Origin of the sequence: Hymenobacter latericoloratus (assembly GCF_014199535.1) — a bacterium.
Lineage (GTDB): Bacteria > Bacteroidota > Bacteroidia > Cytophagales > Hymenobacteraceae > Hymenobacter > Hymenobacter latericoloratus.
Window position 1 is genome coordinate 239841 of sequence record NZ_JACHNV010000005.1, and the last position, 14568, is coordinate 254408.

At 62.6% G+C, this 14568-nt stretch carries 13 protein-coding genes; 5 read left to right on the top strand and 8 right to left on the bottom strand.

Annotated features, from left to right (window positions below; all coding sequences use genetic code 11):
* Positions 1-34: 34 nt before the first annotated feature.
* The 3 genes from GGU46_RS16830 (at position 35) to GGU46_RS16840 (ending at position 2167) form a co-directional block, all read left to right on the top strand.
* Positions 35-577, top strand: a complete 543-nt coding sequence (locus GGU46_RS16830; protein WP_183404724.1) for an FKBP-type peptidyl-prolyl cis-trans isomerase — start codon at positions 35-37, stop codon at positions 575-577.
* A 55-nt stretch (positions 578-632) separates the two neighbouring features.
* The gene (locus GGU46_RS16835) at positions 633-1064 is read left to right on the top strand and encodes an FKBP-type peptidyl-prolyl cis-trans isomerase (protein ID WP_183404725.1); all 432 of its coding nucleotides are present in this window, start codon (positions 633-635) and stop codon (positions 1062-1064) included.
* 131 nt (positions 1065-1195) lie between these two features.
* On the top strand, positions 1196-2167 hold the full coding sequence (locus tag GGU46_RS16840; protein WP_183404726.1) for an FKBP-type peptidyl-prolyl cis-trans isomerase: 972 nt from the start codon (positions 1196-1198) through the stop codon (positions 2165-2167).
* Positions 2168-2403: 236 nt separating this feature from the next.
* On the opposite strand, the gene recO is transcribed toward GGU46_RS16840, so the two are convergent.
* The 4 genes from recO to GGU46_RS16860 all read right to left on the bottom strand — a co-directional run bounded on the left by recO (position 2404) and on the right by GGU46_RS16860 (position 6953).
* Complete coding sequence (gene recO / locus GGU46_RS16845) at positions 2404-3126, bottom strand: DNA repair protein RecO (protein WP_183404727.1); 723 nt, start codon at positions 3124-3126, stop codon at positions 2404-2406.
* Positions 3127-3298: 172 nt separating this feature from the next.
* Entirely contained in the window at positions 3299-5659 is a 2361-nt protein-coding gene (gene porZ, locus GGU46_RS16850; protein ID WP_183404728.1) for a type IX secretion system anionic LPS delivery protein PorZ, read from the bottom strand.
* An 89-nt stretch (positions 5660-5748) separates the two neighbouring features.
* Entirely contained in the window at positions 5749-6372 is a 624-nt protein-coding gene (locus GGU46_RS16855) for a thymidine kinase (RefSeq protein WP_183404729.1), read from the bottom strand.
* Positions 6373-6629: 257 nt separating this feature from the next.
* Entirely contained in the window at positions 6630-6953 is a 324-nt protein-coding gene (locus GGU46_RS16860; protein ID WP_183404730.1) for a 2Fe-2S iron-sulfur cluster-binding protein, read from the bottom strand.
* A 34-nt stretch (positions 6954-6987) separates the two neighbouring features.
* Here GGU46_RS16860 and GGU46_RS16865 point away from each other — a divergent pair, with 34 nt between their 5' ends.
* Together GGU46_RS16865 and GGU46_RS16870 are read left to right on the top strand one after the other, a co-directional pair.
* Positions 6988-8184, top strand: coding sequence for a hypothetical protein (locus GGU46_RS16865; RefSeq protein ID WP_183404731.1), 1197 nt, complete (start codon positions 6988-6990; stop codon positions 8182-8184).
* A gap of 179 nt (positions 8185-8363) precedes the next feature.
* Positions 8364-9452 (top strand): hypothetical protein, encoded by a 1089-nt coding sequence (locus GGU46_RS16870; RefSeq protein ID WP_183404732.1) that lies wholly within the window; start codon positions 8364-8366, stop codon positions 9450-9452.
* Here the strand turns inward: GGU46_RS16870 and GGU46_RS16875 are convergent.
* From GGU46_RS16875 to mrdA, 4 genes are read right to left on the bottom strand one after another with little or no spacing between them, the layout of a single operon-like run.
* On the bottom strand, positions 9367-10770 hold the full coding sequence (locus tag GGU46_RS16875) for a hypothetical protein (RefSeq protein ID WP_183404733.1): 1404 nt from the start codon (positions 10768-10770) through the stop codon (positions 9367-9369). The two genes, GGU46_RS16870 and GGU46_RS16875, sit on opposite strands and share 86 nt — an antisense overlap.
* 44 nt (positions 10771-10814) lie before the next feature.
* A complete protein-coding gene (rodA, locus tag GGU46_RS16880; RefSeq protein WP_139924618.1) occupies positions 10815-12113 on the bottom strand; it encodes a rod shape-determining protein RodA in 1299 nt (432 codons plus the stop codon).
* Positions 12114-12134: 21 nt separating this feature from the next.
* The gene (locus GGU46_RS16885) at positions 12135-12518 is read right to left on the bottom strand and encodes a four helix bundle protein (protein ID WP_246399070.1); all 384 of its coding nucleotides are present in this window, start codon (positions 12516-12518) and stop codon (positions 12135-12137) included.
* A 25-nt stretch (positions 12519-12543) separates the two neighbouring features.
* Positions 12544-14382, bottom strand: a complete 1839-nt coding sequence (gene mrdA, locus GGU46_RS16890) for a penicillin-binding protein 2 (RefSeq protein WP_139924619.1) — start codon at positions 14380-14382, stop codon at positions 12544-12546.
* Between the last annotated feature and the right edge of the window lie 186 nt (positions 14383-14568).

The following is a 14568-nucleotide window of genomic DNA, read 5'->3' on the forward strand; positions in this document are numbered from 1 at the left end:
TTGTGACCTCCGGTTACCCTTTGCGTTTACCCCCATGAAGAAGTTTGCGCTGGCCCTTTCTTTTCTGGTGTTGCCGCTTGCTACCGTGCCGGCCCTGACCAGCTGCAACACGGAGCCGGACTATATCAAGCGGACGCGGCAGCTGGAAGAGGAGCAGAAAAAGAACGATGATGTTCTTATTCAGGACTACCTCACCCGCAACAGCATCACGAACTATACCCGTCTTACCTCGGGCATATACCTGATACCCGTAACGGAAGGCCCCACCAGCAACCCACTTATTAAAGCCGGCAACAAAGTAACCACCAAGTACATTGGCAGCTTTATTGGCAAAGACAATGAGGGGCTGGTGTTTGAGGCCTCCAGCGACAACCGCACTACCTGCGGCTGCTTTGGCTTTGTGAACGGCCAGACGGGAACTATTTCAGGCTGGAACACGGCCACGCTGGAAATGCGCAAAGGCGACCGGAAAAAGGTGATTATTCCTTCGTACCTGGCGTACGGGGCCGCGGGCTCGGCAGTTATTCCGCCCAATACGCCTCTGCTCTTCGACATGGAGATTCTGGATGTGCAGTAAGCAGCGCGGCAGGTGGCTGGTAGGGGCCGGCAGCCTGGTGTTAAGCCTGGGCGCTGTGCCTCTGGTTGGGCAGGCGCAGCAGATTCTGCCCGTGGCCGTGCCCACGGCCGACACCCTACTGGCGCAAGCCATTACTACTCCCTCCGGCCTGCGCTACCTGATTCGGCAACCCGGCACGGGCCCTACGCCCCGTCCCGGCGATAAAGTGCTGGTGCACTACACCGGTTTCCTGGGCAATGGGCGTATTTTCGACGCATCGGTCAGGCAAGGCGGACCGCTGAAAGTCCGGGCTGGCCGGGGCGAGGTAGTAAAAGGGTGGGACGAGGTGCTGCTGCTGCTACCCCAGGGCAGCCGGGCCCGCGTCTGGATTCCGGCCGCGCTGGGCTACGGCCCCGAGGGGCGCCCCGACCCCGACGATGAGCAACGCTACCTGATTCCGCCCAATGCTGACTTGGTATTCGAGCTGGAAGTGCTGAAAATAAAATAACTGCCGGCCCACTGGTTTCCCGCCAGTGGGCCGGCTTGTTTTTAACGGCTGCCCGCCGGCTGCGGCAACTGTTTCGGCTGGTGCCATAAATCCGGGCTAACTTGGCTTTCTGATTTGCTCTTTTCCTTGCTATGCTGCTCCTTCCGTTTCGTTACCGCCTTTCACTTCTGGCCCTGCTGGGCAGCACGTTCCTGATGGGCTTCCAGGGCGAGCCTACCCCGTTCAACCGGTTACGCTCCGGGCTGGAATACCGCATTTACCGGCGCGAAAATGGGCGCTACGTGCTGCGGCCGGCCCTACCCCCCACCGGCGACCCTGCGTACTCCACCCGCGTGGGCCGCATCCTGAGCCTGCACCTGGAGTTCCGCACCGCTACCGACTCGGTGCTGATGCACTCCCGCCGCCAGGGCGGCGGCCAGCCCGTGCGGGTGCCCCTGGATACGCTTCGGCGCCAGCAGGGCGGTAGCGTAGAAGAAGCCCTGTCGTTGCTGCAGCCCGGCGACTCGGGTGTCTTTCGCCTGAACGTGGATACGGTATTTGCCAAGTCGTTCCGGCAGCCGGTGCCGCCGTTTATCCGCCGGGCCGGCCCTACCCTCACGGTGCTGGCCAAGGCTGAAAAGGTGCAGACGGAAGCCGAAGCCCTGCAGGAAGTGCAACAGCAGGCGCAGCTGGCCCAGGAGCAAGCCAAAAAACAAGCTGCCCAGCAAGCCCTCAAGGACGACGCCCGCATTCAGGCCTACCTGAAGCAAAACAAGCTAAAGGCCCTGAAAACGCCCGGCGGGGTGTATTACGTGGTTACTAAAGCCAGCACCGGCCTCAAGCCCAAAAAGGGCCAGACGGTTTCGGTGCTCTACAAGGGGTTGCTGCTCAACGGCAAAGTATTTGATTCCTCCGAGCGAAACGGCAACCAGCCCATCGAATTCGCGCTGGGTACGGGCCAGGTTATTCCGGGCTGGGACCAGGGCATTGCCGCGCTCAACAAGGGTAGCAAAGCCATTCTGCTGATTCCCTCGGGCCTGGCCTACGGGCCGCGCGGCGCCGGCGCCGACATCCCGCCCAATGCTGTCCTTCGCTTTAACGTAGAGCTGGTTGGGGTGAAATAAGGCCAGTCAGCTTTGCCCGCCATCCGTGATTCTGGCCCCGCCAGAGCCCACTACCTCCCCGCGCCAAGCCCTACCGAAACCGGGCAAACCAATCTCGGTGGGGCTTGGCGCGGGGAGGGGTTGAGTAGATACCAGGGGGTAGGCGGAAGCCACTCTGGCAGCCCACGCGGCGCGGGTAGCAACCAGCTGAACGGCTGACGCCATTGGGCCGAAGAACGGCAGAGAGCAACACAGGGCTACAACTCCGCCAGCACTTCCGACAGTACGGCCAGGGAGCGGACGTCGCCGAGGTGCTCCACGTGCAGCTGGTAGTAGCGAATCAGCACGTCCAGCAGTTCCCGGCGCACCCGCCCGTTGGGAATGGTGGCGGCCCCGGGGTCGCGCAGCAACGCATCGAAATGCTCTTCAAACTCCTGAAAGCGCAGGGCTACGGGTCCGGTGCTACCGGGCCCAATGGTGGCGGCGGCGGCAAAGGCTACCTGCGAGGTAATCTGCTCCCCGGTTTCGGGCCCGAAGCCCAAATACTGGCTCAGGCCCAGCAAAAACACCAGGGCAAAGTTCTCGAAGCCTTCTTGCTGGCGGTCAAAGGCCAGAATGGAATCGTGCAGAAACCCGAACAGGGGCTCGTTCTTTTCCTCTTCCTGCAGCACGCGGCCGGTAATTTCGGACAGAAACAACGCGACGCTGCTCTTGCGCACATCGTAAGGTAGGGTCCGGAACGGCTCGGCGCAACGGTATTCCGAGAGCCGCGTGAGCCCACCGCTGCGGGAAGTGTACGCCACCAGATCGAGTAAGGTAAGGGGCTGAAACAAGGCAATGCGGCCCGGCGGCTTGGCCTTCCGGACCCCGTTTACCACGTAGCTCTGCAGCCCTAGCTGCTCGGTATAGATGCGCGCGATAATGCTGGTTTCGCGGTAGCGCATGTAATTCAGCACAATGCCGCGGGTTTTGATTAGCATGAAGAAATGAGCTAGTAAAGAGTACAGGACCAACCGGCGGGCGGCGCGGCCGGGCTACCCCAGGTGCCAGCCGCAGGCCGGATGCCACCCGCCAGACCGGGCAAGTAAGAACAACGCAAACCGGTAAATTGGCTCCTTTCGTCGGGCTAAAATTGCGTCCTTCATCAGGGCCTTAGCGCTCCACTACCGCTACTTTGCTGATGCAGCCGTTCTTGCCATCGGCATCCGACGAGAGCACCAGGTACACCCCCGACTGCACCCGGCGGCCGTTATAATCAGCGAGGTTCCAGGTGACGGTGCCGCCGTTGGCGCGGGTTTGGTACACCAGCCGGCCGGTTACATCCGTGATTTTGACCATGGCATTATTGGCCAGCCCCGCAATGCCCACCTGCCCGCTGAAATCGGTGCGCACGGGGTTGGGGAACACGCTGGCGCAGCTGGGTTTGCCTTCCGTTACGGTGGCGCTACCCCGGTAGGATACCACGCCCGCATCCGTCACCACGAAGACCTCGCCGGTTTTATCGTTCACCTCCACATCCACAATCCGGTCGGAAGGCAGGGGGCTGTTTTCGGTAGTGAAATGCTCCAGGGCCTCGTCGCCATCGGGGTTGAACAGCCACAGGCCGCGGTCAGTGGCAAACCACTTGCGGTTGCCCCCATCCACGGCAACAGCCCGCACGGCTTCATTAAACAAGGCCGCGAAGCCAGAACCAGGCCCGCGCCGCACAATAGGGGTAGTAAAACCCAGGGGCTCGGAGGAGTTGAAGGTGCCGCCCAGGTCGGTAAAAACGGCGGGGCCCTTTAGGGTTGCGGCCCAGATGTAGCCCTGCCGATCCTTCACCAGGTCGTATATCTCGGCGCTGGGCAGCCCATCGGTTTCGCCAAAGTAGCGGGTGCTGCCCGTGGCCGGATCGTGGGCAATGATGCCCAGGCTGCTGCCCCCGGCCCGCGCCCTCGACACCCAGGCCACCCCGGCGTCGTCCAGGGCCAGCCGGTCGAGGTTTTCGCTTCCTTCGAAGTAGGGAATAACGGTCCAGGCCGTAGCGGCCGGCTCGAACACGAACAGGCCCGACTGGCCGGCTACCTGGTGCCGGTTGACGACCCACACCCGGCCCGTCGCATCGGTAGTTACGTCGGTTACCCGCGTGAAATCAGGGTTGGCAATGGCGCTACGCAGCGGGTTGGGCAGGCCTGACGTCGGATTGAACAACCGAAATTCGCCGGGCCCCTTCCACTCCAGCAGCCCGTTGCCGTAGCTGGCCACGTAGAGGGTACCGTCGGGGGTGCGGGTACCCCGGGTCAGATCTTTGGGGTTGGGGTACTGCGCGGCCGAGGGCAGCGTACCGCTGGTAATATTGGTCCACTGCCCGTTTTTATACTCAAAAAAGCCCTGTCGAAATTCTCGCTGCACATACCGGTCGGTGTAGCCGCCGCTGAAAACGTCCACGGTATTGATGCGGGCATCGGCCAGCACGCTGAAAGCCTGAGCCTGGGCCGGTGCATTGGTGATAAACTGCTCGGCCTGCTGCCCGTTGGTAGTTTTCAGCAGCCCGTTGGCGAAATCGGCCAGGAAAAAGCTTCCTTCCCGGGAGCGAAAAGCCGCCCGCCCATCCTGCAGCAGCGCCGGGCGCAGCGTGTTACCCACCGCGCCGGTGGCCGGGTTCAGCACCGCCAGGCCTGCATTACTCATCACCAGCAGCCCCGCGCGGGACGGGGTTAGGGCCCGGAACTCCAGCCCCCGCAGCGGGCTGCCCACGGGCTGCCAGCCCGCGACAGGCGCGGCCACGGAGTAGCGGTACAGCTGGTCGCCGTTGCTGCCGGCCACTACGTAGCTGGCTTGCACAGCCAGGGTCCTAAAGGAGTCGGTGCCACGCGTGGGCAGGTCCGTCGTCCAGGCCCGGTAGTCGAGCAGGTTGCCCGTGAGCGGGGCCCGCATCAGGCCATTGGAGGTAGCCGCAAACAGCTGGTTGCCCGCCACGGCAGTAGCGTACACCCGCACCACCGTACCGCCGGGCCCGATGTTGGTGTACGTATCCCGGATTTCCAGCCGGGTCAGGTCCAGCGTTACAATCCCGAAGCTGCAGGCCAGGTAGGCCGTTTTGCCGCTGATGTGAATGTGGTTGATGGTTTTGGTGCCACTGAGCTCCTTGCGCACAATGTCGCTGAGGTTCAGCACGGCCCCATCCTGCAGGCGCAGAATATCCAGGTTGGCGTTGCGGTAAGCCACCACCACCTGCCGGCTCACCGAGTCGTAAGCCAGCGTGTTCACCCCCACATCGTGCAGGCCGTCGCGCCGCGAGAGGAGCCGGGTCGTGTTCAGGCTCTTGTCAAAGTAGAAGAAGGCATCCTCGGCCGCCACGTACACCCGGTCGCCTACCTCAGCCAAGGCCTTAGCCCGGTTCGTGGGCAAATGCAGCTGCCAGTCGCCGTAGCCAGCCGCAGATTGGGCCCGGGCAGTTGTCGTTGTTGCTAGAGCAGACAGGAAAAAAGCCGCGAGGGTAGCCCCCCGGCGCAGGCGTAGCACAAAAGTCATCGGCAAAGAAGTAGGGCGCACACGGGGCGCAGTGGCAAGATAACGCCCCCGGCCCGGCTTTCGTACGGCGGCAGCTACCGACCTGCTGCTTACTTCAGCTCGGCCTGGCTGGTGGTTTCAGCGGCTTTCTCGCGCATGCCTTCCTGAAAGCAGTAGCGGCAGCGGGCTTCGTAGGCGTCGGTTTCGCCGAGCAGAATCTTGCTTTCCGCCGCCGTTACCCGAAATGAGTACGATGCCAGCTCGCCGCAGCACACGCAAATGGCGTGTACTTTGGTCACAAATTCGGCCACGGCCATCAGGGCCGGCATGGGACCGAAGGGCTGGCCCATGTAGTCCATATCGAGGCCGGCCACAATCACGCGAGTGCCGCGGTTGGCCAGTTGCACGCATACATCCACCAAGGACTCGTCGAAGAACTGGGCCTCGTCCACCCCCACTACGTCGCAGCCGGCGGCCAGCAGCAGCATTTCCTGGGCCACGGGCACGGGCGTGGAGCGGATGCTGTTCTGGTTGTGCGAGACAACATCCTCGGCGTGGTAGCGGGTGTCGAGGGCGGGCTTAAAGATTTCAACCCGCTGCCGGGCAATTTTGGCCCGGTTCAGGCGCCGGATCAGCTCTTCCGTTTTGCCCGAAAACATGGAGCCGCACACGACTTCAATCCAGCCCCGACGGGCACTATCACGACCGGTACCGACGCGGGGTTCGATAAACACAGGAGGAGAAAATAAGAAGGTGAGCGAATACGTCGGCAAACGGGCCGGGCAGTAAGCCAATTACCGAAATTACGCGTTTGCTTCCGGATACCAGCAACCCGTGGGCCTCCCCTTTAGCGCGCCCCGCCGCAGTTCGGATGGCTTACCTGCTTATACTGTGCGCCATACCTTGGCCGGGGCGCTGCGCATTTTTCTGGGGCTAGCGGCGGCGCCAGCTCCCGCGCAACTGGCTGCCCCGGTAACGGAACCGCCCCGTTTCACTCAGAATACGGAATGTGCGGGAGCTTGGTGGCATCGGGCACCCGGCCTACTACCTCGCCCGCGGGCAGATGGGTCTGGCAGGTGAGGCGCTCGGTTGGGAGCAGCCGGCCCGCGGCCTGGTAGCGCAACTCCGGCCCGGTGGGCGGCGTTAGCAGCTCAAGGCCCCGGACCACCTGCACCCGGCAGGTGGTGCAGCGGCCCCGGGCACCGCAGGCGTGCAGCCAGTCGTGGCCGGCGGCCTGAATAGCGGCCAGCAAGGTAGCGCCGGGCGGTACGGCAATGGCCCCGCCGGGCAGATTTTGCACAAGTAGAGTGGGCATCTTTCCCTAAATTGCCCGTTGAATCAGGCTTTTCATGAAGACCAAATATAGCCACGCCAAGCGTGAACAATACGGCCGCCTGCTGGCCTCGCTGCTCTGCGACCAGCACTTCGGGGCCCGCCCCACGGCTACGCTCGACGGACCGGCCGTGCTGCGCTTCACTCCCATCCGGCAGGTAAACCTGTTTGTGCTGCAGCAGTTACTAGGTAAATGGACGGCGGAAATGGCCAAGCTCCGCAGCTCCTACTTCGATTTTGAGGATGCCGACGTGCGCCAGGCCCTGACCCAGTTCATGAACATTCTCTCGCGGCGCATCAAGCTCAGCCGCCCCGTGTTCGAGCCCCTGCTGGCCCAGGCCATTGCCGATACGCTGGCCGGAACCCTGGCCCCGTCCGAAACATTCACGCAGAAGCTGCTGGGCGAGGCCACTACCTACACACCGGAGCAGCTGCGGGAAGGCCTGCGCTACCTGGACCTGAACAAGCCCTTGTTTGAGGCCTTTCTGGATGCGCTGCCGGCCGGCCAGGAGCAGGAGCGCGACTACCTGCTGAGCCGCTTCCGCCTGCACGAGGAAGCCGCCGCTGCCACGCTGCAGCCCGTTGCGGAAGTGCTGGAGCAGTTCAACGTTCTGCTACCTCTCTCGGAAAAGGATTTGCTTGAGGAAGATGCTCCTGCCGTTGCGGCTCCGGCGGCCCCTACCCCGCCGGCAGCACCAACCCCTCCCGTAGCAGCAGCGCCTACGCTGCCTCCTACCCCAGCAACAGCGCCCAAGCCGGAACCGGCGCCGGTAGCCACCGCTCCGACGGCCCCAAACCGCCCCACGCCTACCCCGGAAGCTCTTACCAAAGCACGGCGGCCTTTGGCGGAGGTAGCCGCGGGCAGCGCCGTGCCGCTGTATGAGAAGTTAAAGGCCGAGCAGCCAGCCGCTCCCAGCCTGAGCGAGACCCTGCGCCAGGAACGGAGTGCCGCCACGCTGGCCGATAAGGCTCCACGGGTCGAGTCGTTGCGGGAGGCCATTTCCATCAACCAGCGCTTTAGCTTTATCAATGAGCTGTTCAATGGCGAAAATATGGAGTATCACACCGTTATTCAGCACCTGGACACGCTGCCTGACGCCAGCACGGCCAAACGCTACGTAACGGAAAATCTGCAGGCTCAGTACGGCTGGGTACGCAAGGAAGAGCACATCAACAAGCTCCTGAAGCTCATCGACCGGAAGTTTAGTCTGTAGCCTCGTGGCGGGCCGGTAATGCGGGCCGTTTGGGTCGGGGCGCTTTGCAGCGCGGCGGCCGGCTGGCAGTACGTCAGTCGGCCGCCGCGGCTTTCGGGGCCGCTATGCTACCGGACTGCTTTATCTTGCCTGGCTTGCCAAGGCGAAATTTTCGCTGCTTAGTGCTTTGTATGGCCCCTATGCCCTCTCCTGCATCCTTCCTGCCAACGCTCCGCTGGCCGCGCTGGCTGCTGGTGTACCTGCTGGCGCTGGGGCTGGTAGCGGGCCCGGCGTACACCATGTACGTGCACTACGATTTCTCCCACTCCCTTGATACGCGCAGCTACCTGCGCGTGGCCCGGGGCGAGTTTGCGGGCGTTAGTATTACGCGGCGCTACCGGGTGCTGGTGCCCTGGGCCGCGGCGTCCGTAGCCTGGCCGCTGGAGAAAGTGTACGCCCGCATCTGGCCCCACCGCGCCACCACCGACTGGCCGCTCCGGCTGGGGTTTTACGCGGTAAACTGCCTGCTGATGGCTGGGTTTGGGTTGGTGCTGTTCCGCAGCTGCCAGCTATACGGGGCCTCGCCCCCGGCTGCGGCGCTGGCCGTGGCCGCCGTGCTGGTGAGCCGCTGGGCCGTGTACACGGCCGGCCTACCCCTGGTCGACAGCCTATACCTGCTGGTGTTTGCCCTGGCCTTCTACGCGGTTCGCCAGGGCTCGGGCCCGGCGCTGGTGGCCGTACTGCTGCTGGGGCCGCACGCGAAAGAATCGTTTGTATTTCTGGTGCCGTGGCTGCTGTGGTGGGGGCAGCGGGCCCTGCGCTGGCCCGCCCAGGCTGGCTGGCTGCTGCTGAGCGGCGCGGTGGTGCTGGCCCTGCGGCGCTGGATTGATGCCCGCATTGGGGCAGCAGCGGCCGAGAGTGTGCACAACGCGCTGGCGCACACGGAAAACCTGCTTTATTCCCTGCACCGCCTGTTCTCCGTGAAAGGAGCCGGCGAAATCTTCAGCATCTTCGGGTTTTTCAGCCTGGTGCTGCTGGCTGGGCTGCGGGGCCGGGCGGCGCGGGCGGTCTGGCTTAGGCCGCTGGGCTGGCCGGCCCTGAGTCTGCTAGCTGTTGTAGCCATCCACATGCTGCTTTCCGGCGACCTGGGGCGGATGGGCTACCTGGCGGCACCGGTTTTTGCCGTGGCTTTCTCCCTGATTCTTACCCATCATCCCCTGTTCCAGTGGCTGGGCGCAGGCTTTGCCAGGCAGCGCCCACCGCTGAGCGAAACGCCGGACCAGCCGTAAGCCCGGCCCCAGCGGCGGCCAGCAGCAACGGCAGCACCGGCACCACAAAGCGCGACGCTCCCAGCGGCCCCGTCAGGAAAGCAACGTACCCTACCAGGGCCAGCAGCAGCAACCGGGAAACCCGGCTATAGCTCCGGCTTGCCAGGAACCGGAGCACTAGTACCAGCCGTAGTAGGTTGGCCGCCAGTATCAGCAGCAAGCCGGCCAGCAGGCCCAGCGGCAGGTGCCGCAGGTACTCCCACAGGGCCGGGGAGCCCCGCTGATTCAGGTGGTGCAGCAAGCCCGGGCCCGCCGCATCTTGCAGGCCCAGAAAGTACACCAGGTCAAACCGGCCAGGGTCCAGAAAGAAAGTGAGCATGCCGCGCAGGTGCTGCCCCGCGTAGGCCAACGGGTAGCGCCACAGCACGGTCATTCCGGCCCGCTGAACGTAGTGCTGCTGGTCCCGGAAGGCGGGCAGACGCTCACTCTCCGCCAGGGTACTGCGCACGAAGTTTTCCGCCGCGGCCGGGCCTTCGGCGGCTTGCAGCACGCCCCGCACGTTGTAGCGCAACAGATTAATTTCGGTAATGCTGGAGAAGTGAAAATACCCCGTCCGTGCTTCGTTGCGGCTCATCCAGAGCAATGCCACCAGCACGGGAACCGCCCCCCACACCGCCAGGGCCGGCCGCTGCCGACGCCAGCCCGTAACCAGGCCCAGCACCAACAGGAAAGCCGCCGCCGGAAAAAACACCGGCTTACTGAGCAGCGCAGCCGCCGTAGCCAGAGCGGCTACCGCAAAGGCCCTGGTAGGGCGGGCCGGCTGCCCAAATGCCAGCAGGGCCCGCCACAGCACCACCACCGCCGTTTGCAGCAGCAGCTCGCTCATCAGCACGTTGGCGTAAATAATCTGGGCCGGAGCGGTAGCGGCCAGCAGCAGCACCAGGCCCCACTGGCGCGGGCTTAGCCTGCTGCTGGCCAGCCAGCGCAACGCCAGCGTCAGGTTCAGCAGGCTTAACCCATTTTGCAGCAGCAGCATAATCAGCGGCTGCCGCCCCGCAGTGTCTGCTCCCGTTAGCAGCAGTAGCAGGGGGTAGGCCGGGGGCCGAATGGTGAATTCCTGCGGCCTGAGGGCTGGCCCGGCCAATGATTCGGCGTATAGAGTGCCGTGCGTGCGCAGGTTGTGCGCGGCCTGCACGTAGCGGCCGGAATCAGGAAAATACGGTTGCTGCCGCCGCAGCTGCCACCCCAGCGCTACCAGATGCAGCAGCACCAGTCCCGCCCACACCCACCTAGGTACGTGGGAAACAGGGACAGGCGGAGCCGCGGCGGGGTAGTTCATGGGTGCAAGTTGCTATAGCCCGCGCGGGGAAGCAACGCGGCGGCCTAATACCGCTCCAGATCCTGCTTGCGGTAGGCATCAATAGCCAGCAGAATGAACAGCAGCGTAGTGAACGACCAGAGCGAGGAGCCGCCGTAGCTGAAAAAGGGCAGCGGAATACCCACCACCGGCGCCAGCCCAATCGTCATGCCGATGTTCACGCAGAAGTGAAAGAAGATGATACTGGCTACGCAGTAGCCGTAGGTGCGCCCAAACACCGATTTCTGCCGCTCCGCCACGTACACAATGCGCATCAACAAGGCCATAAAAACCACTACCACCAGCGTGGTACCCAGCCAGCCCCACTCCTCGCCAATAGTACAGAAAATAAAGTCGGTGCTTTGGGCGGGCACGAAGTCGAACTTGGTTTGGGTGCCCTGCAAAAATCCTTTGCCGGCAAAGCCGCCCGAGCCAATGGCAATTTTCGACTGCGTGACGTTCCAGCCTACCCCCAACGGATCGGCGGAAGGGTTGATGAGCACTTCAATGCGCTTGCGCTGGTGGGCTTGCAGCACGTTGTTGAAAAAGAAATCAACCCCGAACACCATGCCAATCACCACAACCCATACGCTGAGCGACAAGGGCAGATGGTGCCGCCATAGCCTGGAGTTGAAGGCAAACAGCAGGCCCAGCACCAGGGTAAACGCGCCTACCAGCCACAGCTTGGGTACCAACAGGGCCAGAATAAGAATAATCCCGCCGGCCGCCAGAATCACCAGAATCAGCGGCGACATGCCTTCCCGGAAATACGCCAGCAAAAACGCGGCGAACACCAAGGCCTGCCCGGTTTCATTGGCCGCCAGGATAAGCAGCGGGGGCAACAAGGTGATGCCCGCCAGCACCAGCTGGTCGCGGAAGTTTTGCTGGCGCAGATTGATGCTGGCCATGTAGCGTGACGCCGCCAGGGCCGTCACGAACTTAGCAAACTCCGCCGGCTGCAGGCGCATGGGCCCCAGCTCCAGCCACGACCGGGAACCCCCAATGGGCCGGGCAATAAATGGGGTGATGACGAGCAGCAGAATCATGCCCCCGTAGAGCACGAACGCAAACGTGTCGTAGGCCTTATAATCAACCACCAGCAGAATAACGATTAGCACTACGGCGGTGGCTACCCACAAAATCTGCTTAAACCAGTCGTAGGCCATTAATTCCTGAAAACCCAGGGAGCTGAGCGGGTTGGCCGGCGCATCGGGCGAGTAGCTGGCCGCGTACACGTTCAGCCAGCCCAGGCCTACCATCAACAGGTAAAGCAGGACCGTTGGCCAGTCGATGCTGCGGCTGTAGCGAGCGGGAGAGGAATTCAATTAAAAATTGAGAATTAAAAATTAAAAATTATTTCTGCTCTGGTTTAGCATTTTGGCGGGAAGAGAGAATGATGCTGCTAGCAGCTTTTTCAACTCTTCGGCTTCTTCCAGCAAGGAATCAGCCAGCCGCGCTTCCAAACACTCCGTGTCGCGCAGCAGGCGCAGCCAAACGTGAGTTTCTCGTGCCTCCTTGTATGCAACGCTGCACTTCGCTATGAAATCGCGCCGCGAAAAACCACCTATTGCCTCTTCCACATTGGCTCCCACTGAGGTTCCGCTGCGCAATATCTGCGCGGCCAACGGAGGTGCCTCGCCTTGCCGCCGCAGATGTTTATATAACCGCACACTCCGCACCGCAAACGCATAACTTTTCGCAAGAACTATATCATCCTGCTTCATCCACATTTTTAATTCTCAGTTTTTAATTAACCTAACGGCGTCTTACAAACTTTTCGGCGGGGCCTTGCAGCCAGTACTCCCAGCGCTTGCGCCAGGGGGCAATGTTGCCGCGCAGGTACTTCTCCATCATCAGGGCCGCCATTGGTGCGGCGGAGGTTCCGCCGAAGCCGGCATTTTCGATGAAGACGGCAATGGCAATTTTGGGGTCTTCGGCCGGGGCAAAGGCGGCAAACGTGGCGTGGTCGTCGCCGTGAGGATTTTGTACCGTGCCGGTTTTGCCGGCTACTGAAATACCAAACTCGGCCAACGAAGCCAGGTTACCCGTGCCACCGCGCCCATCCACTACCGCCTGCATGCCCGGAATCAGCGCCTCGAAGTGCGGCGCATCCACGCCTACCGTGTGCCGCTCCCGGAACTGCGGCAGCGGCCCGCCCTGGCCCACGCTTTTTACGAAGTGAGGCGTGTAGTAATAGCCCCGGTTGGCAATGGTAGCCAGCACGTTAGCCATCTGCAGGCCGGTAATCCCGATTTCGCCCTGCCCAATGCTGAGCGAGTACACCGTGCGGTAGTTCCAGCGGTGAAAGCCATTGCGCTTGTCGTAGAACTCGGGCGAGGGAATCAGCCCTTTTTTTTCCTGCGACATATCTACCCCCAGCTTCTCGCCCAGGCCAAACTTCATGACCTGCCGACGCCACTCTCCCAGGCCCAGGCGGGCGTCCTCGAAGCGGTTGGTGGAGCGGCCGCGCAGCACGGCGGCCCGCATTACCTGGTAGAAATAGGGGTTACAGCTCTGCTTAATGGCAATGCCCACGTTGCTGGGGTACTCGTGGTTGTGGGTGCAGCGCACCAGGCGTTGGTTGCAGGGAAAACCCGTACTGGCCGTTACCACTCCCATTTGCATGGCCACCAGCTCATTCACCAGCTTAAACACCGAGCCGGGGGGGTAGGTGGCCATCAGGGGGCGGTTGAACAGGGGCCGCTCGGGGTTGTTGAGCAGCTCCATGTAGCGGTTGCCCATGCCCTTGCCCGACAGCGTGGCCGGGTCAAACATCGGGGCCGATACGAAGGCCAGAATTTCGCCGGTTTTGGGGTCAATGGCCACAATGGAGCCCCGCTTGCCCTGCATGAGCAGCTCCCCGTAGGCCTGCAGCTCCGAGTCGATGCTCAGGTGCAGGTCCTGGCCCGCTACCGACAGCGTATCGAACTCCCCGCCCCGAAACGCGCCCTTCTCGATGCCGCGTACGTTTACCATGCGGTACTGCACGCCGCGGCGGCCCATCAGCTGCTGCTCGTAGTATGATTCCAGCCCGGTAATACCCAGAAAGTCGCCGGCCTGGTACTTCGAATACTTGGGCTTTTCCAGGAAGGCCGGCGGGATAGAGCCCACGTAGCCTAGGGCGTGCGCCAGGGTGTGCGTGTTGTAGGAGCGGGCCATTCGGGCCTTGATGCTGAAGCCCGGAAAGTCGATGAGGTTGTCTTGGATGGCGGCCAGCTCGGGGGTGCTCAGGTTCTGAACCAGCGGCGAGGCTTTCACCCGGCTGAAAGCCCGGGCTGCTTTGAGGGCGGCGCGCACTTCCTCCGGGGGTAGCTGCAGCAGCTGGCAGAACCGCACGGTATCGAGCTGTTTCACTTCCCGGGGCGTCACCATCAGGTCGTACACGGGCGTGTTCTGCACCAGAATCTGGCCCTTCCGGTCATAGATAAGGCCCCGGTAGGGGGTTTGCACAATGCGCTGGAGGGTGTTGCGGTCGGCGGCCAGCTTGTAGCTGCCATCCAGCACCTGGATGTAAAAGAGGCGCGTCGCAAACACCAGCGCGACGGCCAGGAAAATCGCCTGGACTACGTACTTGCGGCCTTCGAGGTATTGCAAAGCAGAAAAAACTGGGGAGTAACGAGTTCCGGCGCCTGCGCCAGATTTGCAAAGATACTATGCCGTAAGGTGGTGCAACAGGGAAATGGCGAGTTTGATGCCGAACCGGCACAAAAGTCCCGGCAGAACCGTACAGCAGCGGCAGCGCCTACCCCTCCAAGCTAGCCGAACGTCAAACTCACCCCT